The 20,312-nt window shown below is 72.1% G+C and carries 15 protein-coding genes; 5 read left to right on the forward strand and 10 right to left on the reverse strand.

Features of this window, described 5'->3' with window-relative positions; genetic code table 11:
- Positions 1-8: 8 nt before the first annotated feature.
- The 4 genes from HDC93_RS29995 to HDC93_RS30010 all read right to left on the reverse strand — a co-directional run bounded on the left by HDC93_RS29995 (position 9) and on the right by HDC93_RS30010 (position 6,899).
- Complete coding sequence (locus HDC93_RS29995; RefSeq protein WP_185013977.1) at positions 9-1,436, reverse strand: S28 family serine protease; 1,428 nt, start codon at positions 1,434-1,436, stop codon at positions 9-11.
- A 115-nt stretch (positions 1,437-1,551) separates the two neighbouring features.
- On the reverse strand, positions 1,552-1,941 hold the full coding sequence (locus HDC93_RS30000) for a hypothetical protein (protein WP_185013978.1): 390 nt from the start codon (positions 1,939-1,941) through the stop codon (positions 1,552-1,554).
- Positions 1,942-2,053: 112 nt separating this feature from the next.
- Positions 2,054-5,794, reverse strand: a complete 3,741-nt coding sequence (locus HDC93_RS30005) for an ABC transporter ATP-binding protein (protein ID WP_185013979.1) — start codon at positions 5,792-5,794, stop codon at positions 2,054-2,056.
- A gap of 253 nt (positions 5,795-6,047) precedes the next feature.
- A complete protein-coding gene (locus tag HDC93_RS30010) occupies positions 6,048-6,899 on the reverse strand; it encodes a serine hydrolase (RefSeq protein WP_185013980.1) in 852 nt (283 codons plus the stop codon).
- 144 nt (positions 6,900-7,043) lie between these two features.
- On the opposite strand from HDC93_RS30010, the gene HDC93_RS30015 reads away from it, so the two are divergent.
- The 3 genes from HDC93_RS30015 (at position 7,044) to HDC93_RS30025 (ending at position 10,802) form a co-directional block, all read left to right on the forward strand.
- Positions 7,044-9,287: a glycosyltransferase family 39 protein gene (locus HDC93_RS30015; protein ID WP_185013981.1), complete on the forward strand. Its 2,244-nt coding sequence runs from the start codon at positions 7,044-7,046 to the stop codon at positions 9,285-9,287.
- A 145-nt stretch (positions 9,288-9,432) separates the two neighbouring features.
- Complete coding sequence (locus HDC93_RS30020) at positions 9,433-10,020, forward strand: hypothetical protein (protein WP_260419835.1); 588 nt, start codon at positions 9,433-9,435, stop codon at positions 10,018-10,020.
- A 179-nt stretch (positions 10,021-10,199) separates the two neighbouring features.
- Positions 10,200-10,802 carry a hypothetical protein gene (locus tag HDC93_RS30025; RefSeq protein WP_185013983.1) on the forward strand — a complete coding sequence of 201 codons (603 nt, stop codon included), beginning with the start codon at positions 10,200-10,202 and terminating at the stop codon, positions 10,800-10,802.
- Positions 10,803-11,056: 254 nt separating this feature from the next.
- Here HDC93_RS30025 and HDC93_RS30030 read toward each other — a convergent pair whose 3' ends face one another.
- From HDC93_RS30030 to HDC93_RS30040, 3 genes are all read right to left on the reverse strand, one after another.
- Positions 11,057-12,742 (reverse strand): thiamine pyrophosphate-binding protein, encoded by a 1,686-nt coding sequence (locus HDC93_RS30030; protein WP_185013984.1) that lies wholly within the window; start codon positions 12,740-12,742, stop codon positions 11,057-11,059.
- A complete protein-coding gene (speB, locus tag HDC93_RS30035) occupies positions 12,739-13,719 on the reverse strand; it encodes an agmatinase (protein WP_030838119.1) in 981 nt (326 codons plus the stop codon). Before speB ends, HDC93_RS30030 begins: the two co-directional genes overlap by 4 nt.
- 66 nt (positions 13,720-13,785) lie before the next feature.
- Positions 13,786-15,258 carry a sodium:solute symporter gene (locus HDC93_RS30040; protein ID WP_185013985.1) on the reverse strand — a complete coding sequence of 491 codons (1,473 nt, stop codon included), beginning with the start codon at positions 15,256-15,258 and terminating at the stop codon, positions 13,786-13,788.
- A 122-nt stretch (positions 15,259-15,380) separates the two neighbouring features.
- On the opposite strand from HDC93_RS30040, the gene HDC93_RS30045 reads away from it, so the two are divergent.
- Both HDC93_RS30045 and HDC93_RS30050 read left to right on the forward strand, forming a co-directional pair.
- Positions 15,381-16,982 (forward strand): PucR family transcriptional regulator, encoded by a 1,602-nt coding sequence (locus HDC93_RS30045; RefSeq protein ID WP_185013986.1) that lies wholly within the window; start codon positions 15,381-15,383, stop codon positions 16,980-16,982.
- Positions 16,983-17,076: 94 nt separating this feature from the next.
- Positions 17,077-17,865: a phosphatase gene (locus HDC93_RS30050; RefSeq protein ID WP_185013987.1), complete on the forward strand. Its 789-nt coding sequence runs from the start codon at positions 17,077-17,079 to the stop codon at positions 17,863-17,865.
- Here HDC93_RS30050 and HDC93_RS30055 read toward each other — a convergent pair.
- Genes HDC93_RS30055 through HDC93_RS30065 form a run of 3 tightly spaced genes read right to left on the reverse strand, consistent with a single transcriptional unit; the run spans position 17,817 to position 20,271 of the window.
- Complete coding sequence (locus tag HDC93_RS30055; protein ID WP_185013988.1) at positions 17,817-18,173, reverse strand: hypothetical protein; 357 nt, start codon at positions 18,171-18,173, stop codon at positions 17,817-17,819. The two genes, HDC93_RS30050 and HDC93_RS30055, sit on opposite strands and share 49 nt — an antisense overlap.
- 29 nt (positions 18,174-18,202) lie before the next feature.
- On the reverse strand, positions 18,203-19,078 hold the full coding sequence (locus HDC93_RS30060; protein WP_185013989.1) for an acyl-CoA thioesterase II: 876 nt from the start codon (positions 19,076-19,078) through the stop codon (positions 18,203-18,205).
- 35 nt (positions 19,079-19,113) lie between these two features.
- A complete protein-coding gene (locus HDC93_RS30065) occupies positions 19,114-20,271 on the reverse strand; it encodes an acyl-CoA dehydrogenase family protein (RefSeq protein WP_031111252.1) in 1,158 nt (385 codons plus the stop codon).
- Positions 20,272-20,312 lie beyond the last annotated feature (41 nt).

The raw sequence follows: 20,312 nt of genomic DNA on the forward strand, positions 1-20,312 counted from the left end.
GGCACGCCTTACGGACGCAGCGTCATCTCACGCTGCTGGTCCCGCTTGTCGAGCCTGGCGTCGAACTTCGCCAGCGGCTTGGCCGCCTGCGGGTCGGCCTGCACCGCGCTGGGGGCTACACCGGCCCAGTCGAGGATGCGGGCGGTGGCCAGCGCCTTCTGCTCGGGCACGAGGCCCGCGACGTTGGCGCCGTGGTTCATGCCGGGGGCGGTCATGACGTAGGAGTCCTTCGCGCCCTTGCCGACGCGGAAGGGCTCCGCGCCCCACGGGTCGTTCTGGCCGTAGACGAACAGCATCTGCCGGGCGTTGTGCCGGACCCAGGTGTCCACGTCGCGCATCGCCGACGGCTGGAACCTCATGGGGATGTCCCGGGGGACGAAGTTGCGCGGCGGCTGGTAGCCGTAGCGGATGTACTGCTTCTCGACGTGCGGGAAGCGGATGGTCGGCGCGCCGAGTTGGGTGCCGGCCTGGTAGTAGTACGGCGTGTAGGTCGTCAGGCCCTGGTCGGCGTAGGCGGAGAAGCCGGAGATCGTGTCGACGGAGTCCCAGATGGCGTCGTCGGTGGCGTTCTTGGCGTCGGCCGGGATCTGGTCGCAGTCGGCCAGCAGGCTGTACTGCCAGAAGCCCCACACGTAGTCGAGGACGGTCGCCTCGTAGGCCTTGTCCAGGCTGCCGATGGTGGTGAAGGTGAGGCCGTTGTCCTGCGCGAAGGCCGCGTACTTCTTCTCCAGCGGCTCGCGGCGCACCAGCGCCTCGCGCTGCACGGCGTTGAGCCGGTCGCGGCACTCCTTGGTGCCGACGCGGGCGAAGAAGCGGTCGTAGGCCGAGTCCTCCTTGTTCACCACGTCGTTGGGGGCGACGTAGGCGACGACGCCGTCCATGTCCCGCGGGTAGAAGCGCTCGTAGTAGGTGGCGGTCATGCCGCCCTTCGAACCGCCCGTGGAGATCCAGTTCTTGGAGTAGATGCCCTTCAGGGCCTTGAAGACGCGGTGCTGGTCGCTGGCGGCCTGCCAGATGTCCAGCTTGGACCAGTCCGCCGGGGCGGGCCGGGACGGGGTGAAGAAGCGGTACTCCAGGGAGACCTGGTTGCCGTCCACGATCTGCGTGGGCTCGCTGCGGCGGGGCGTCGTGGAGACGTTGTAGCCGCTGGTGAAGAACACCGTCGGACGCGAGACGTCCTTGTGCAGCACGGTGATGCGCTGCTGGAACGTGCCCTTGGAGGGCTTGTGGTGGTCGACCGGCTGCGTGTAGTTCAGGACGAAGAAGCGGTAGCCGGTGTACGGCTTCTCCTCGACCAGGCTCATGCCCGGTATGGAGAGCAGCCTCTCCTTGATGTCGGTGGTGCCGGCGGCGTCGGCGGCGGTGGCCGCTCCCGCCGTGCCCAGTGTGCCTATGAGCACCGTGAGCGCCAGCAGCCATCTGAGCGCCTTGCGCATGCGCACTCCCCTGTGAGACAGATGTGCGCCGGAAGCTAGCGGACCAACTCACCGGAGCACCAGGGGACATAGGGAAAACCCTGTGCGCGGGGGGCGTGTCACCGGGCGCGGGACCTCAGCAGAGGATCCAGCCGGAGCTGAACTTCCCCCTGCCGACCTGCCCCTTGAGCCAGACGCAACGGCGCCCGGCGTGCACGGTCACCGGACCCGCGTGGTGGGCGTACCTGCCCGCGTCGACGACGGGCCGGTTGCCGCGCGCCTGCACGCTCACCGACATCTTTCGCGGGGTGCCGGGTCTCTTGGGGAGAGTGACGGCGCAGACGTAGCCGCCGCGCTTGTAGACGAGCACGGTCCCGGTGGAGAACGGCAGGGCGCGGACCTTGCGACCGGGGCAGAGCGCGGTGGCGGCCCGTGCGTCACCCGGCGCCGCGACGGCGAGCAGTCCGGACGCGGTCAGCACGGCCAGCCCGAGCGCGAGCCGCCGGCGTATCGCTCCACGGTGCACTGTCGTCCTCCCGTACCGCGTCGTCCGCGACCATCGGCGTACGCATGTACGGACGCATGACGTATGTCGGACGGTTGCGCGAGCGTTACGAAAACGCGGCACGGCGAGACCGTCAGCGGGACACGCCGACCGGCTCCTCGGGTTCGGGTGCGCCGATGAACGTCCGCCACAGCTCCGCGTACCGGCCCTCGCGCGCGAGGAGCTCCTCGTGCGTGCCGTCCTCGACGACCCGGCCGTGGTCCATGACGACGACCCGGTCGGCGCGGGCGGCGGTGGTGAGGCGGTGGGCGACCACGAGCGTGGTGCGGCGGCCGGCCAGGCGGTCGGTGGCCTGGTTGACCTGGGCCTCCGTGGCCAGGTCCAGGGCTGCCGTGGCCTCGTCGAGCAGCAGCACGTCCGGGTCGACCAGCTCGGCGCGGGCCAGCGCGATCAGCTGGCGCTGCCCGGCGGACAGGTTGCGCCCGCGCTCGGCGACCTCGTGGAGGTAGCCGCCGTCCAGCGTGGCGATCATGTCGTGCGCACCGACCGCCCGGGCCGCCGCCTCGACCTCGGCGTCGGTGGCGTCGGGGCGGCCGTAGGCGATGGCGTCACGGACGGTGCCCTGGAAGAGGTACGCCTCCTGCGGGACGACCCCCAGACGGTGCCGGTACGAGGTGAGGTCGAGGGCCCGCAGATCGGTGCCGTCGACGGTGACCCGGCCGCCGGTGGGGTCGTAGAAGCGGGCCACGAGCTTGACCAGGGTCGACTTGCCCGCGCCGGTCTCGCCGACGAAGGCGACGGTCTGCCCGGCGGGGATGCGCAGGTCGACCCCGCCCAGGGCCGCCTCGCCCTCGCCGGCGGCGCCGTATGCGAAGCGCACGTCCTCGAAGGCGATCTCGCCCCGCAGGGACCGGACCTCCAGGGGCTCGTCGGCGGACTTCGTCGATGTCGGCTCCCGGAGCAGCTCCTGGATGCGGCCCAGCGACACGGTCGCCTGCTGGTAGCCGTCGAAGACCTGGGAGAGCTGCTGCACGGGCGCGAAGAACAGGTCGATGTAGAGCAGGTACGCCACCAGCGAGCCGATCGCCAGCGTCCCGTCGTCGACCCGGGCCCCGCCCACGATCAGCACGGCCGCTGCGGCCACCGACGACAGGAACTGCACGAACGGGAAGTACACCGAGATCAGCCACTGGCCACGGATGCGGGCCTGACGGTAGCTGTCGCTGCGCTCGGTGAACCGCCGCCCGCCGTCCCGCTCGCGCCGGAAGGCCTGCACGATCCGCAGCCCGGACACCGACTCCTGGAGGTCGGCGTTGACCACCGACACGCGTTCGCGGGCCAGCTCGTACGCCTTCACGCTCGCCCGGCGGAAGAAGAAGGTGGCGATGATCAGCGGGGGCAGCGTCGCGAAGACGACCAGCGCCAGCTCCACGTCGATCACCAGCAGCGCGACCATGATCCCGAAGAAGGTGACGACCGAGACGAAGGCCGTGACCAGGCCCGTCTGGAGGAACGTCGACAGCGCGTCCACGTCGGTCGTCATCCGGGTCATGATCCGCCCGGTCAGCTCGCGCTCGTAGTAGTCGAGCCCGAGGCGCTGGAGCTGGGAGAAGATCTTCAGCCGCAGCGAGTACAGGACCCGCTCGCCGGTACGGCCGGTCATCCGGGTCTCGCCGATCTGGGCCGCCCACTGCACGGCCACCGTCAGCAGCCCGAGCAGGGCCGCCGCCCACACCGCGCCGAGCGCGGCCTGGGTGACGCCCGAGTCGATGCCGTGCCGGATCAGCACGGGCAGCAGCAGGCCCATGCCCGCGTCGGTGGCGACCAGGGCCAGGCTGACCAGCAGCGGCAGCCCGAAGCCGCGCAGCAGCCGGCGCAGGCCGTAGGACTCCTCCGGCTGGACGGCCTTGGCCTCGTCGACGTCCGGCACGTCGCTGGCCGGGGGCAGCGCCTCGACCTGGGCGAGCAGCTCGGGGGTGGCGGGGCTCTCGGCGAGGGCCAGGTCCTTGCGCTCGCGGTCGCCGGTCCACAGCCGCGGGGTGACCCCGCGCTCGGCGTCGAACTCGGCGTCGAGCTCGTCCAGTACCGAGGTGTCCTCCTGGGGGCAGGCCGGCCGGGTGTGGCCCGGGGAGACCGCGCCCAGCTCGTCCGGGTCGGTGAGCAGGCGCCGGTACAGGGCGGAGCGCCGCTGGAGCTCTTCGTGGGTGCCGATGTCGGCGAGGCGGCCGCCGTCCAGGACGGCGATGCGGTCGGCGAGGTTCAGGGTGGAGCGGCGGTGGGCGATCAGCAGGGTCGTACGGCCCCGCATGACGCCCTTCAGCGCCTCGTGGATCTCGTGCTCGACCCTCGCGTCCACGGCGGAGGTGGCGTCGTCCAGGACCAGCAGGCGCGGGTCGCTGAGGATGGCGCGGGCCAGGGCGACGCGCTGGCGCTGACCGCCGGAGAGGGTGAGGCCGTGCTCGCCGACGGTGGTGTCGTAGCCGTCGGGCAGCTCGGCGATGAAACGGTCCGCCTGGGCGGCGCGGGCGGCCTTCTCGATCTCCTCCCGGGTGGCCTCCGGGTGACCGTAGGCGATGTTGTTGCGGACCGTGTCGGAGAAGAGGAAGGAATCCTCGGGGACGAGGCCGATCGCGGCGCGCAGCGACTGCGTCGTCAGCTCGCGCACATCGTGCCCGCCGACCAGGACGGCCCCGCGGGTGACGTCGTAGAAGCGCGGCAGCAGGAGGGAGACCGTGGACTTGCCGGAGCCGGAGGAACCGACCACGGCGAGGGTCTCGCCCGGCTGGATCTCGAAGGAGAGCCCGTCCAGGACGGGGCTGGTCTTGCCGTGGGCCCCGTCGTAGCCGAAGGAGACGTCGTCGAACTCGACCGACGCCGGGGCGTCGGCGGGCAGGTCCTTGTGGCCGTCCTCGATCGACGGCTCGGTGTCGATCAGCTCCAGGACGCGCTCGGTGCCGGCGCGGGCCTGCTGGCCGACGGTGAGCACCACCGCGAGCATGCGGACCGGGCCGACCAGCTGGGCGAGGTAGGCGGAGAAGGCGACGAACGTGCCGAGCGTGATGTGCCCGCGCACCGCCAGCCAGCCGCCGAGCGCGAGCATGGCGACCTGGCCGAGGGCGGGGACGGCCTGGAGTGCCGGGGTGTAGACGGAGTTCAGGCGGACGGTGCGCAGCCGGCCCGCGAACAGCCGGCGGCCGGCCTCCCGGAGCTTGCCGGTCTCCTGCTCCTCCTGCCCGAAGCCCTTCACCACGCGTACGCCGCTGACGGCGCCGTCGACCACGCCCGCGACGGCGGCGGCCTGGGCCTGGGCGTACCAGGTGGAGGGGTGCAGCCGGGTGCGGCTGCGCTTGGCGATCCACCAGATGGCGGGCGCGACGGCCAGGGCGACCAGGGTGAGCGGCCAGGACAGCCACGCCATGATCACCAGGGAGATCAGGAAGAGCATGAAGTTCCCGATGGTCATCGGGAGCATGAAGAGCAGGCCCTGGATCAGCTGGAGGTCGCTGGTGGCGCGGCCGACGACCTGGCCGGTGGACAGCTCGTCCTGGCGGCGGCCGTCGAGCCGGGTGATCGTGCCGTACATCTCGGTCCGCAGGTCGTGCTGGACGTCGAGGGCGAGACGGCCGCCGTAGTAGCGGCGGATGTAGGTGAAGACGTAGACGACCAGGGCGGCGGCGACGAGGAGGCCGGCCCAGGTGGTCATGTCCCTGGTGTGGTCGCTGATGACATCGTCGATGATCACCTTGGTGATCAGCGGGACGAGGGCCATCACGGCCATGCCGGCCAGCGAGGAACCGAGGGCGAGCACGACGTCCTTCGGGTGGCGCCACGCATAGGCCCACAGTCGTCGGGCCCATCCCCGTTCCGTTGTCACACCGGTGCCTTCCATCCGTCCTGAGCTGCCGGAAGGCGTCAACATGCGCGAGGGCGGATTTCATCCCGCCGTAACGATTCCTCCTGGGGGAAGGTCGGCCGTTCCGGTGAGTCGGCCACACGGAGAGCCACTCGCCCGCTTCGTGGCCATTTGCCCGGATATGGAAAACGTCCTTCCCCCCCCCGCCCTCTACGCCATCCTCGCCATCCTCGCCATCGTCAGGAGGCTCCTGGACATCCTCGGCTGGAGCCGGTCAGCTCGCCGCCAGATCCTTGTGGATGACCTTGGCCACGGCCTGGATGGTGGCGATACCGTAGTTCATCGTGCTGTTGCCGTGGGACAGCACGGTCATCACGTAGTCGTGGCCACCGCCCTTGAACGCGCCGACGCTGTGCACCCGCCACCCGTTCGTGGAGCGCTGCAGCCAGCCGTTCTTGACGGCCACCGAGACGCCTGAGGGCACTCCGTACGGGGTGCCCCAGCGCTGGGACGAGACGACCTGGCCCATCAGCTTGACGATGTAGGAACGGGAGTTGTCGCTGAGGACCGCGTTCTTGGCGGTGAGGAGCTTCAGCAGCTTCTGCTCGTCGGTGACGGTGATCTGCGTCAGACCCCAGTAGCCGTTCGCGCCGGGCTTGGTCTGCGTCATTCCGGCGGCCTCGAGGAAGTTCTTGATCTTCGTCATGCCGAGCTGCTTCCACAGGGTGGAGGTCGCCGCGTTGTCCGACTTGGTGATCATCGCCTTGGCGAGGGTGTTCTCGCGGTCGGTGAGGTACCGGTTCGCCTTCTTCGCGTCCCACAGCAGCGTGGCGAGGACGGTGACCTTGACGACACTGGCCGAGTCGTAGGCGGAACTCGCGCGCAGGGTGCAGGTCGTGTCGGTGCTGCGGTCGTAGAGGCCGACGGCCACCGTGCCCTTGCGGGTGGCGAGCGCGGCGGTGATGTCCTTCTTCAGCTTGGCGGCGAGCCCGGCCTTGGCGGACGTGCAGGTCACGGCCGGCGGGGCAGCGGCGGCGGGGGTGGCGGCGGCGACGAGCGGCACGAGAACGCCCGTACCCACGGCCGCCGCGAGCACTCTCGCGCGGCGGGATATCCCAGAAGTCATGCACCCCTTGACTCCCGGACACGGGCGAAAGGTTGCACGGGCGACGAAGGCTTGTACGAGTCGTTATCGGAAGCCGCCCGGTTTCACAGGCGACGGCCGGCTTCGGCACAGCGGCCTCCCAACGGGGCTGCCCACCATGCTCGGGTGACATCTGCCACCGATACCCAGCTCCGTGCCGCCGAGCCCCCTGCGGCCCCGCCCCAGGACACCGCCCCCGCGCCGCGTTGGTCCCTCCCCGCGCTGCTCGCGATCCTCGCGCCGGCCGCGGTGCTGTACTCCTGGAACCTGTCCGCAGCCGGCCTCAACAGCTTCTACAGCGCCGCCGTGCTGAGCGGCACCGAGAGCTGGAAGGCGTGGTTCTTCGGCTCGTTGGACGCCGGGAACTTCCTCACCGTCGACAAGCCACCGCTCGCGCTGATGGTCATGGGCCTGTCCTGCCGGGTCTTCGGCTACGGCACCTGGCAGATGATCGCGCCGATGGTCGTGGCCGCCCTGGGCACCATCTGGATCCTCCACTCCTCCGTGAAGCGGGTGTTCGGGCACGCGGCGGCGGCCGTGGCGGCCCTGGTCCTGGCCCTCACCCCGATCACGGTCGCCATCAACCGGGACAACAACCCCGACACTCTGCTGGTGTTCCTGATGGTGGCCGGTGCCGCACTCGCCCTGCGCGCGACGCGCGACGCCCGGCTGCTGCCGCTGCTCGGCTCGGCGGCCTGCTTCGGGCTCGCCTTCAACACCAAGATGCTCCAGGGGTACATCGCCCTGCCCGCCGTGTTCCTGGTGTATCTGTACGCGGCGAAGCCCGCGGTGGTCAAGCGCGTGGTGAATCTGGCCCTCGCCGCGGTGGTGCTGGCCGTCTCCAGCTTCTGGTGGGCCGCGGCCGTGTCGCTGGTCCCGGCCTCGGAGCGGCCGTACATCGGCGGTTCGACGGACGGCACCGCCTGGAACCTGATCATGGGCTACAACGGCCTCGGCCGGATCCTCGGCGGCGAGGGCAACGGCGGGGGCGGCGGAGGCGGCGGCTTCTCCGGCACCGCGGGGCTCGGCCGGATGTTCAACGACATCCTCGGCGGCCAGATCTCCTGGCTGATCCCCTTCGCGGGCATCGCGCTCGTCGGCGGCCTGGTGCTGTGCGGCCGGGCCGCGCGCACGGACCTCACCCGGGCCGCGCTCGTGCTGTGGGGCGGCTGGACCGTACTGCACTACCTGACCTTCGCGCTGGCCGAGGGCACCATGCACCCGTACTACACGACCGCGCTCGCCCCGGGCATCGCGGCGCTGTGCGGAGGCGGCGGAGTGCTGCTGCTGCGGGCCTTCCGCGCGGACCGGCGGTGGGTGTGGGTGCTGCCTCTGGCGCTGGGTGTCACGGCCGTCTGGGCGGCGGTGCTGCTGCGACGGGCCTCCGGCTGGAACACCTGGCTGTGGCCGGCCGTCCTGGTCGTCATGGCGCTGGCCGTCGTGGGGCTGTTCGTCTTCCGGTCCGGCGCCTCGGGGCTGCGGCTGCGGTTGCTGGCGGTGTCGGTGGCGGCGGCGGTGGTCGCGGCGGTGGCGGGTCCGGCGGCGTACGCCTGGTCGGTTCCGTCGTCGGGAGCGGGCGGCGGCATGGGCGGTACGAACCCGACGGCCGGGCCGACCACGGGCAGCGGCTTCGGCGGGCCCGGGGGCGGGGGCCGGGGGATCCCGGGCGAGGGCTCTGGCGGTCCTGGGGAGAGCGGCGGGCAGGGCGGCAACGCCCAGGCCGGGGGCGGCTTTCCCGGGGGCGGGATGCCGCCCGGCATGCAGAGCGGGCAGGCTCCGGAAGGCACGCAGAGCGGGCAGGGCGGCAACGCCCAGGCCGGGGGCGGCTTTCCCGGGGGCGGGATGCCGCCCGGCATGCAGAGCGGGCAGGCTCCCGGCGGCACGCAGGACGGCCCCGGCAGTGGCGGCATGGGCGGTGGCGGCATGGGCGGTGGCGGCGGCATGGGCGGCGGTGGCGCGAGCAGCGAGCTGATCGCGTACCTGAAGAAGCACCGGGACGGCGCCAAGTGGCTGCTGGCGGTGTCGAGTTCACAGGGCGCCGCCCAGCTCATCGTGAGCAGCGGGGAGCCCGTCATCTCGATGTGGGGCTGGTCCGGCAGCGACAAGGCGATGACGCTCGCCAAGCTCAAGGAGCTGGTGAAGAAGGGCGAACTGCACTACGTCCAGCTCGGCGGCGGCATGGGCGGCGGCCCGGGCGGCGGTTCCTCCGTCAGCTCCGAGGTCACGGCGTGGGTGCAGAAGCACGGCACGGCGGTGAAGGAGAGCGACTACAGCAACCGTACGAGTACGGCCTCCGGCAACGGCTCCGAATCCTCCTCGCAGTCCGGCCAGTCGGCCGTCTACCGCCTGGACGCGTCCGACGTCAGCTGACCCGACGCGACCGCACACCGTCGAACGGCCCCGGCACTCGGTCCGGGGCCGTTCCCGCGTCCCCGATCATGTACACCGGGTGTCCGGCGAACGGATGAAGGGAAACGCAACGGTGAGCTGCTGCCTCGAGATGAGCACCGGCGACATGAGAACGGTGGTGCGGCTGCTCACGGCGGTGGAGCGGACCGAGCAGCAGGAGCGCACCCTCGCCCGGGTGCGCACGGAGTGCGAGCGGACCGACGCCCGCTTCCGGGAAGAGGGCATCGACCTCGACGTCTCCATCAGCCGGGCCCTGGACGAGCTGATCGACGGCACCCCGAGCACCGATCTCTGCCCCGCGTACAGCTACGCCTTCTACCAGGCCGTCGCGGCGCACTTCTCCGACCCGGCCGACCTCGGCGCCTGGCGCCGCCCGTCCTGGTTCCACGCCATGGACGACGAACTGGCCCGGCACGGCGTGCCGTCCGACCTCCTCCCGGGCGCGTTCCTGTTCAGCGGCCCGCCGCTGCGGCTGCCCCACCCCGGCGACGCGGTGCCCGCGATCGGCACGCTGCCGGCCCGGCGCGCCGCCGACCTCGCCGACGCCTACACGCGCGTACTCGACCGCCTGGACCCCGAGTTCCGTGGCGCGGCCCGCCGGTTCGTCGACGCCATGCGGTGCGAGGCCGAGGAGTGGGAGAGCGCGCGGCAGCTCGGGACGAACCCCGACACGCTGCTCTTCTGGTTCCACTGACACCTGCCGGAACTCTTGACGCCGTCTTTCCCACCGGGATACTTGCGGTCGACAGCGCGCCAACTGCCGCGTCGAACAAGGGATTTGAGTGGCCGGCGGCGTCAGTTTGTCCGAGATCCCGAACGTCGTTCGAAATTTCGCAAATTTCGTGACGACCACCCCCACAGGAGGATCCGCACATGAGCCCACGCAAGGCCCTCATAGCCGCCCTGACCGCCGTCCTGCTGGCAGGCCCCGGGGTCGCCCAGGCCGCCACCCCCCAGGCTCCGTCCGCTCCCGCCCGGGACCGCGCCGCTGCGGCGACCATCACCTGGTCCCTCGTCCGCGCGAGCAACCCCACGGCGGACCAGCGCTCGGCCTACGACCTCATCACCAAGGCCATGAACGCGGCGGTGGCCCGCTACAACAACCTCAGCGACCTGGGCAAGACCCTCACCGTCCGCTACGAGCCGGGCGTCCCCACCGCCGACGGCAACATCAACGGCACGATCCGCTTCGGCAGCAACCGCGGCTACATGAGCGAGCGGACGGCCCTGCACGAGATCGCCCACACCATCGGCGTGGGCACCAGCTCCGGCTGGTCCCGCCTCGGCGGCAGCGGCACCTGGACCGGCGGCCAGGCCACCGCCCTCGTCAGGCAGTACGACGGCTCCGGCGCCAAGATCTCCACCGGCGGCGGCCACTTCTGGCCCTACGGCCTGAACTACGACAACGAGTGGTCGGGCACGGCCGCCGACCGCCACGTCCACATCGTCGCCGCGATGGTCCGCGACGGTCTGTAGACGACCGGGCGGTCGAACGCCGGGCCCCTCGGACGGCGCGTCGGATGCTGCGGGCCGGCCGGCGCTCACCCCAGGCGCGGGCCGACCGGAGCTCACCCCAGGCGCGGGCCGGCCGGAGCTCACCCCAGGCGCGGGCCGGCCGGAGCTCACCCCAGGCGCGGGCCGGCCGGAGCTCACCCCAGGCGCGGGCCGGCCGGCGCTCACCCCAGGCGCGGGCCGGCCGGCGCTCACCCCAGGCGCGGGCCGGCCGGCGCTCACCCCAGGTGCGTCGGCGCGAACATCCGCAGCACGGCCGGGAGCAGGACCACCGAGGGCCCGGGCGCCGCGAGCGCCTTGGCGAGGTCCTGCTCCAGGGTCTCCGGGGTCGTCCGGACCCCGGGGACGCCGAAGGACTCCGCCAGGGCCACGTAGTCGGGCCGTGACAGTTCCGTCGCGGTCGCCTCGCCGAACGCGTCGTTCATGTACTCGCGCAGGATGCCGTAGCCGCCGTCGTCCACGATCAGCCAGGTGACGTCCAGGTCGTACTGGCGGGCCGTCGCCAGCTCGGCGATGGAGTACAGGGCGCCGCCGTCGCCGGAGACCGCGAGGACCGGCCGGGCCGGGTCGGCCGCCGCCGCGCCCAGGGCCGCGGGGAAGGCGTAGCCGAGGCCGCCCGCGCCCTGGGCGGAGTGCATGTGGTTGGGGCCCTTGGCGTCGAAGGCCGACCAGGCCCAGTACGCCAGGATCGTCATGTCCCAGAAGGACGGGGAGCTCGCGGGGAGCGCCCCGCGGACGGACGCCAGCACGTCCTGCTCCAGGGTGAGTTCCTGGGAGTCGATACGGTCGGCGACCTTCGCGAGGACCTCGCGGACCCGGTCCTCGGCCGTCGCGTCCTCGCGGACCGGAACCGTCTCCAGCAGCGCCTGCAACGCGAGGCGGGCGTCCGCGTGGATGCCCAGCGCCGGGTGGTTGGACTCCAGCTTGCCGAGGTCGGCCTCGATCTGGACGACCCGGCCGCGCGGCTTGAACGTGTGGTAGTTCGAGGAGAGTTCACCGAGGCCGGAGCCGACGACCAGGAGGACGTCGGCGTCCTCCAGGAAGTCGGTGGTGTGCCGGTCCTCGATCCACGACTGGAGCGACAGCGGGTGCGTCCAGGGGAACGCGCCCTTGCCGCCGGGAGTGGTGACGACGGGTGCCTGGAGCCGCTCCGCCAGTTGCCTCAGCTTGCCGGAGGCGTCCGCCCGGACCACTCCCCCGCCCGCGATGATCGCCGGACGGGCGGCCTTGGACAGCAGGTCGGCGGCCACGGCGGTCAGTTCGGGGCGCGGCGGCAGCTCCTCGGGGAAGGCGTCGCCGCCCGTCACGACCGGGATGGCCGTCTCGGCGAGCAGCGCGTCCTGCGGGATCTCCACCCACACCGGGCCGTGCGGGGCGGTCAGCGCCGACGTCCAGGCCGCCTCGATCGCCGAGGGGATCTGGGACTGGGTGCGGACGGTGTGGACGGACTTGACCACGCCCCGGAACGAGGCGGCCTGGTCCGGGAGTTCGTGGAGGTAGCCGTGCCGGCCGCCGCCCAGGCCCGCCGTCGGGACCTGGCTGCTGATCGCCAGCACGGGCGCGGAGGCCGCCGCCGCCTCCTGGAGAGCGGCCAGGGAGGTCAGGGCCCCCGGGCCGGTCGACAGCAGCAGCGGCGCGGCCTCACCGGTGATCCGGCCGTAGGCGTCCGCCGCGAACCCGGCGTTGTTCTCCACCCGCAGGCCGATGTACCTCAGGTCCGAGCGGCGCAGCGCGTCGAACATGCCGAGGGCGTGCTGGCCGGGCAGCCCGAAGACGGTCGTGGCGCCGAGCCCGGCCAGCGTCTCCACGACCAGGTCTCCGCCGGTGCGGCCGGGAGGAGGGTTGAGGGCGGCCTCCGTCTGGGCGGGCGTGGGCCGGAGCACCAGGTCGTGGTCGTGAGTCACTTCGCTTCCGAGTCCTTCCGGGCCGCGGCGATCTGGCGCGACATGATCGTGGTCAGTTCGTAGGCGGTGTGGGACGCCGCCACCGACGTGATCTCCGCGTGGTCGTACGCGGGGGCCACCTCGACGACGTCGGCCGACACCAGGTTGCAGGATGCCAGGCCGCGCAGGATCTCCAGCAGTTCGCGCGAGGTCATGCCGCCGGCCTCGGGGGTGCCGGTGCCGGGGGCGTGGGCCGGGTCGAGGCAGTCGATGTCGATGGAGATGTACAGCGGCCGGTCGCCGATGCGCTGGCGGAGCTGGTCGGCGACCTCGTCGGCGCCGCGCCGGTAGACGTCGGCGGAGGTGACGATGCCGAAGCCCATCTTCTCGTCGTCGGTCAGGTCCTGCTTGCCGTAGAGGGGGCCGCGGGTGCCGACGTGGGACAGGGCCGAGGTGTCGAGGATGCCCTCCTCGACCGCGCGGCGGAACGGGGTGCCGTGCGTGTACTCGGCGCCGAAGTAGGTGTCCCAGGTGTCGAGGTGGGCGTCGAAGTGCAGCAGGGCGACCGGGCCGTGCTTCTTGGCGACCGAGCGCAGCAGGGGCAGCGCGATGGTGTGGTCGCCGCCGAGGGTCATCAGGCGGGCGCCGGTGCCGAGCAGGTCGTCGGCGGCGGCCTCGACGGTCTCGACGGCCTCGTTGATGTTGAACGGGTTCACGGCGATGTCGCCGCCGTCCGCGACCTGGGCGAGGGCGAACGGGGAGGCGTCCTGCGCCGGGTTGTACGGGCGCAGCAGCCGGGACGCCTCACGGATCGCGTTGCCGCCGAAGCGGGCGCCCGGCCGGTACGAGACGCCCGAGTCGAACGGCACGCCCACGACCGCGACATCGGCCCGGCCGACCTCGTCCAGCCGGGGCAGCCGGGCGAAGGTCGCCGGCCCCGCGTACCGGGGGACGCGGGAGGAGTCGACGGGCCCGCGCGGAGTCTCGTTGCTGCTCATGAAGAAATGCTCTCTTTCCTACGCTTCATCGCGTGTGTACTGCTATGCACTGCTTGTTCTCCGACTCTACTGGGGAGCCGCGACCGGTTCGGACGCGAGTTCGACAGAGCGGCCCGCGAGCCGCTCGCGCCAGGCGGTGAGGACGGCGGCGTCGGTGGCGGGGGTGGCCAGGGAGACGACCAGATAGGCGGCGAGGGAGGCGAGCAGGCCGTAGTAGACGGGCTCGTTGGCGAGGATGCCGTACGTCGCCATCAGCACGATGACCGCGAGTCCGCCGGCCACGACCGAGGCGAGAGCTCCGTGGACGGTGCCCCGCTTCCAGACCAGCCCGCCCAGGATCGGCACCAGCAGTCCGCCGACGAGGAGGTTGTAGGCGACGGTCAGGGCCTCCACGACGTTGTCGATCGCGATGGCCGTGCAGATGACCGCGAGGCCCATGATCAGGATGAAGAGACGGTTGCCCTTCACCTCGTCGTGGTCGTCCGCGTTGCCGGCCGGTGCCTTGCCGAGGCCCCGCAGCCGGGACCAGATGTCGTTGTTGGCGACGGTCGCGCAGGCGATCAGCGCGCCGGAGGACGTCGACATCACGGCGGCGAGGGCGGCGGCCAGCACCAGGCCGCGCACTCCGACGGGCAGTTCGTCCTTGACGATGGTCGCGAAGGCGTCGTCCGGGCTGCCGAGCTTGGGGTACAGCACCTTGGCCGCGGTGCCGATGACCGCGCCGGCGAGGGCGTAGGCGAGGCAGTAGGTGCCGGCGACGGTCCCGCCCCACTTGGCGGTCCGGTCACCGCGGGCGGTGAAGACGCGCTGCCAGATGTCCTGCCCGATGAGCATGCCGAAGGTGTAGATCAGCACGTAGGTGAAGATCGTCTCGCCGCCGATGCCCAGCGGGTCGAAGTACTCGGTGGGCAGCTGCGCCTTCATCTCGCTGAACCCGCCCGCCTTCACGACGGCGATGGGCAGCAGCAGGAGCAGCACGCCGATGGTCTTCACGACGAACTGCACCATGTCGGTCAGGGTGATCGACCACATGCCGCCGAGGGTGGAGTACGCGACGACGATCGAGCCGCCGAGGACGATCGCGACCGCGCGGTTCATGTCGAACAGGACGTCGAAGATCGTGGCGTACGCGATGGTCGAGGTGACCGCGAGCATCAGCGTGTAGGCCCACATGACGACACCGGAGATGATCCCGGCGCGCCCGCCGCCGTAGCGCAGGTCGAGCATCTCGGAGACGGTGTAGACCTTCAGCCGGGCGATGCGGGCGGAGAAGAAGACGGACAGGGCGAGCAGGCCGAGGCCGATGGTGAAGACCATCCAGGCACCGGACAGGCCGTACTGGTAGCCGAGGCCCACACCGCCGATGGTGGAGGCACCGCCGAGGACGATCGCGGCCATGGTGCCGGAGTACATGGCCGGGCCGAGGCGGCGGCCCGCCACGAGGAACTCGCTCTTGGAGCGGGCGCGGCGCATGCCCCACCAGCCCATGGCCAGCATGCCGGCCAGGTACACGAGGATGACGGCGTAGTCGACGGCCATGGGGCCTCCTTCGATCGGTGTCGCCGGCGGGTGACGAGGACTGACCTTAGGTGGCCGGAAAGCGACTGCGAAGTGTACGTTTCATCCATTGGAGCCGGTGCTGGATGGAGGGAACGCACACCATGCCGGATCCGGCGGTCCCGCCCACCCCACCCGTCCCGCTGACCGCGCTGCTGGCCCGCGAGGACCTTGGCCTGCGGCAGCTCGCGGGGCCGCCCGCCGAGGGCGTCGTCGTCCACTGGGTGCACACCTCGGAGATGGCCGACCCGTACCCCTATCTGCTGGGCGGCGAGCTGCTGCTCAGCGCCGGCGTGCACATCCCGGAGGAGGCGGGCCCGGGGACCTCGTACTTCGACGCCTACGTCTCCCGGATCGTGGCGGCGGGCGGCGCCGCCCTCGGCTTCGGGGTGGCGCCGGTGCACGACACGGTGCCGGAGGCCCTGGTCGCGGCCTGCGCCTCGCACGGCCTGCCACTGCTGGAGGTGCCGCCCCGCACCACCTTCTCGGGCGTGGCCCGCGCGGTCTGGCAGCTGATGGCCCGGGCCCGCCTCGCCGAACTCCGCCGCGTCACCGAGGCCCAGCAGAGCCTCGCCGCCGCCGCGTCCCGCCCCGACCCGGTCCCCTCCGTCCTCCGCCAACTCGCCCAGCGGCTCGGCGGCTGGGCGGTGCTGTACGGGCCGGAGGGGACGGAGATCGCGGGGGCGGGGCGGGAGCCAGGGGACGAGGCGCGGGCGGCGTTGACGCGGCTGGGAGAGGTGCTGCGGCCGGTTCGTTCGATGCCTACGGCGAGTGCGTCATCGCAGAGCGACTCCACCTCGCCCGCAGGCCCGCCACGGCCGGTCGAGCCCGGCGCCACGACCCGGCCCGACCGCCCCACCGCGGCAGCGCCCACCGACCCCGGCCGCCCCGCCCCCTCCTCCGCCACCGACTCCGTCGCCGGGCTGCATCTGGCCGCCTACAGCCTGGGCGCCGGGCACGGGTTCGTGCTCGGGGTCGCAGCGCCGCAGCGGACCGCCGGTGACCACACCGTCGCCTCCGTCGCGGCCGTGCTGCTGTCGCTGCTCACCGGCGAGCAGCAGAGCGGCACCGGGGCCGCCCGTTCCTCCGCGCTGGTGCGGATGCTGCTCGGCGTGCCGCCCGAGGAGGTCGCGTCGCTGCTCGGCGACGGGCCGTGGGTCGTCGTGCGGGCCCGGCCGGACGGGGACGGCGCCCCCGACCCCGTCGCGGCCTCCGCGCTCGGCGCCGCGCTCGGGTCCGCGCTGGTCGACCCGGCGGGGGACGTCGTACGGGTCCTGGTCCCGGCCGACCGGGCGCCGGCCGACCCGCTGCCCGGCTGGACCCTGGGCATCAGCAGCGCCGTGGAACCGGAGGACTGGCCCGCCGCCGACACCCAGGCCGCCCGCGCCCTGGCCCGGGCCCGTGCCACCCGCGCCCCCCTGCTCCGGCACGGCGCCCGCCACGCCTTCGCCGACCTGGTCCCGCCCGGCGAGGCGGCGGCCCACGCCCGCGCCCTGCTCGCCCCCGTCACGGCCCATCCCGCGCTCACCGAGACCCTGCGCACCTGGCTCTCCCTGCACGGCAGATGGGACCGCACGGCCGTCGCCCTGTCCGTGCACCGCAACACCGTGCGCCAGCGCATCGCCCGCTGCGCGGCCCTGCTCGCGACGGACCTCGACGACCCGGACGTACGGATGGAACTCTGGTTCGCGCTGCGGCACATCTGAGTACGTGAGCGGTGTCCCGCTGAGTACGTGACGCACGTCCCAGCGCGCGATACGCCAGGGACGCCCATCAGTCGGCTGCCTCACAATGGATGCCATGCCGATATCCGGGACACCCAGCCGCGCCGAACTCGTCGAACACCTCGTCAGGACGCGCATCGCGGGCGACGTCGCCACCCCCCGCGAGAACAACCTCTCCCACTACCGCAAGCTGGCGAACAGCGACCGCCACTACTGGCTCGGGCTGGAGCTCGGCGACCGCTGGGGAGACGAGCAGGACGTCCTCGCGGTGATGGCGGAGCGGGTCGGCGTGAACGACGACCCCGAATACCGGTACGGCCAGGACACCATCGACCCGGAGCTGACGGTCGACGGGCTGGAGCGGATGGCCGGGCGGCTGCGCAAGGCGGCCGACGGCCAGCAGCGCGTCCTCTTCGCCACCGGCCACCCCGGCGGCCTCCTCGACGTGCACCGCGCGACCGCGGCGGCGCTGCGCGCGGCCGGCTGCGAGATCGTCGTGATCCCGGAGGGGCTGACGACCGAGGAGGGCTACGTGATGCAGTTCGCGGACGTGGCGGTCCTGGAGCACGGCGCCACCCTGTGGCACACCCACTCGGGCGAACCCATGAAGGCGATCCTGAAGGGTCTGGAGCGCGAGGGCCGCCCGCTGCCCGACCTGGTCGTCGCCGACCACGGCTGGGCGGGCTACGCGGGCCGGCACGGCGTCGACTCCGTCGGCTACGCCGACTGCAACGACCCGGCCCTCTTCATCGGCGAGGCCGAGGGCACCGTGCAGGTGACGGTGCCCCTCGACGACCACGTGATCAGCCCCCGCCACTACGACCCGATGACGGCGTACCTGCTGGCGGCGGCCGGGCTGGACTGACCGGCCGGACTGACCGGCGGGCGCCCGGGCCCGGCGCCCCGGGCAGGTCCAGGCGAAGTCCGCGCGGCGGGCGACCGTACGCCTCCGGCGCCCCCGGCGGCGGCCGTCTCGGCCCGGCCCTCCTCGTCCGACAGGGCGTGGAAGCGCAGATCGCGGCCGAGCACCTCGGCGGGCACGGCCAGACGGTCGGCCGGCAGCAGCGGCTCGGGGCCGCCGAGCGGATGGACGCACTCCTCGTGCCGGCCGGCCGGGCTCGTCGTCCCCTCCCCGAGGTCGGTACGCAGAACGCCGGACCGGCCTCGGCCCATTCCTGTCGGCGAGGGGAGACGCGCACGACTCAGCGGGGAACGCGCACCACGCCCTCCTGGATGACCGACACGGCGAGCCGGCCGTCCTGGGTGTAGATGCGGGCCTGGCCGAGGCCGCGGCCGCCGGACGCCGAGGGCGACTCCTGGTCGTACAGCAGCCATTCGTCGGCGCGGAAGGGGCGGTGGAACCACATGGCGTGGTCCAGGGAAGCCCCGACGACGTCGCCGACGGCCCAGCCGCCGCGGCCGTGCGCGAGCAGGACCGAGTCGAGCAGGGTCATGTCGGAGACGTAGGTGGCGAGGACGATGTGCAACAGGGCGCTGTCCACCGGCCCGTCGAGCTTGCCGTTGGTGCGGAACCACACCTGGGAGTGCGGCTCGCGGGGCTCTCCGTACTGCCCGTAGGGCGGCTCCTCGGCATAGCGCAGGTCGATGGCCTCACGGGCGGCGAGGAAGTGCTCGACGACCTTGGGGTCGAGGTGGTCGTAGCCGTGGAACCGGTCCTGCGAGGTGGGCAGGGCCGACGGGTCCGGGGCGGGCGGCATGGGCGCCTGGTGGTCCATGCCCTCCTCGTGCTCCTGGAAGGACGCGGACAGCGAGAAGATCGGCCGGCCGTGCTGGACCGCCACCACCCGCCGGGTGGTGAAGGAGCGGCCGTCACGGATGCGCTCGACGTCGTAGACGATGGGCGCGCCGGGGTCGCCCATGCGCAGGAAGTACGCGTGGAGCGAGTGGGGCGGCCGGTCCGCCGGGACGGTACGCCCGGCGGCGACCAGCGCCTGGGCCGCGACCTGGCCGCCGAAGACCCGGGGGACCACGGCGGACCGGGACTGGCCGCGGAAGATGTTCTCCTCGATCGGCTCGAGGTCGAGCAGATCGAGGAGATCCTGGAGTGCCTGGCTCATGAAGTCAGTTGTATACGCCAGTGATTTCGGGAGCCTTACAGGCCCATGTTCTTGGCGATGATCGACTTCATGATCTCGCTCGTGCCGCCGTAGATGCGGTTGACGCGGTTGTCCGCGTACAGGCGGGCGATCGGGTACTCGTTCATGAAGCCGTAGCCGCCGTGCAGCTGGAGGCAGCGGTCGATGACGCGGTGGGCGACCTCGGTGCAGAACAGCTTGGCGCTCGCGGCCTCGGCGGGGGTGAGCTCACCTGCGTCCAGGGCCTCGGTCGCGCGGTCGGCGACGGCCTCGGCGGCGTCCACCTCGGCCTGGCAGGCGGCCAGCTCGAACTTGGTGTTCTGGAAGGACGCGACCGTCTTGCCGAAGACGGTGCGGTCCTGGACGTACTGCTTGGCGAACCGCACGGCGGCCTTGGCCTGGGCGTAGGCACCGAAGGCGATGCCCCAGCGCTCGGAGGCCAGGTTGTGGCCGAGGTAGTAGAAGCCCTTGTTCTCCTCGCCGAGCAGGTCCTCGACGGGCACCTTGACGTCGACGAACGCCAGCTCGGCGGTGTCGGAGGTCTTCAGGCCGAGCTTGTCGAGCTTGCGGCCGACGGAGTAGCCCTCGGACTTGGTGTCCACGGCGAAGAGGGAGATGCCGTGGCGGCGGTCCTCGGCGGTCGGCGCGGAGGTACGGGCGCAGACGATCATGCGGTCGGCGTGCACGCCGCCGGTGATGAAGGTCTTGGCGCCGTTGAGGACGTAGTGGGTCCCGTCCTCGCTCAGCTTGGCGGTGGACTTCATGCCCGCGAGGTCGGAACCGGTGCCCGGCTCCGTCATCGCGATGGCCCACATCTCCTCGCCGGAGACGAACTTCGGCAGGAACCGCTTCTTCTGCTCGTCGGTGGCGAGCATCTTGAGGTACGGCAGGGCGAGCAGCACGTGCACGCCGGAGCCGCCGAACGCGACGCCCGCGCGAGCGGTCTCCTCGTACAGCACGGCCTCGAACTTGTGGCTGTCCAGGCCCGCGCCGCCGAACTCCTCGGGCACGTTGATGCCGAAGATGCCCAGCTCACCGAGCTTGTAGTAGAAGTCGCGGGGAGCCTGGCCCGCCGCGAACCACTCGTCGTACACCGGTACGACCTCGGCCTCGATGAAGGCGCGAAGGGTCTCCCGGAACGCCTCGTGATCCTCGTTGAACACCGTACGGCGCACGCCGCCACCTCCACGACTTCGCATGTCTAAGCGCTTGCTCA

Origin of the sequence: Streptomyces sp. AK010 (assembly GCF_014207295.1) — a bacterium.
Lineage (GTDB): Bacteria > Actinomycetota > Actinomycetes > Streptomycetales > Streptomycetaceae > Streptomyces > Streptomyces massasporeus.

Coding starts and splice junctions, on each gene's coding strand:
- HDC93_RS29995 (WP_185013977.1), bottom strand. CDS start 1,436: ATGCGCAAGGCGCTCAGATGGCTGCTGGCGCTCACGGTGCTCATAGGC.
- HDC93_RS30010 (WP_185013980.1), bottom strand. CDS start 6,899: ATGACTTCTGGGATATCCCGCCGCGCGAGAGTGCTCGCGGCGGCCGTG.
- HDC93_RS30020 (WP_260419835.1), top strand. CDS start 9,433: ATGAGAACGGTGGTGCGGCTGCTCACGGCGGTGGAGCGGACCGAGCAG.
- HDC93_RS30025 (WP_185013983.1), top strand. CDS start 10,200: ATGAGCCCACGCAAGGCCCTCATAGCCGCCCTGACCGCCGTCCTGCTG.
- speB (WP_030838119.1), bottom strand. CDS start 13,719: ATGAGCAGCAACGAGACTCCGCGCGGGCCCGTCGACTCCTCCCGCGTC.
- HDC93_RS30040 (WP_185013985.1), bottom strand. CDS start 15,258: ATGGCCGTCGACTACGCCGTCATCCTCGTGTACCTGGCCGGCATGCTG.
- HDC93_RS30045 (WP_185013986.1), top strand. CDS start 15,381: ATGCCGGATCCGGCGGTCCCGCCCACCCCACCCGTCCCGCTGACCGCG.
- HDC93_RS30050 (WP_185013987.1), top strand. CDS start 17,077: ATGCCGATATCCGGGACACCCAGCCGCGCCGAACTCGTCGAACACCTC.
- HDC93_RS30055 (WP_185013988.1), bottom strand. CDS start 18,173: ATGGGCCGAGGCCGGTCCGGCGTTCTGCGTACCGACCTCGGGGAGGGG.
- HDC93_RS30060 (WP_185013989.1), bottom strand. CDS start 19,078: ATGAGCCAGGCACTCCAGGATCTCCTCGATCTGCTCGACCTCGAGCCG.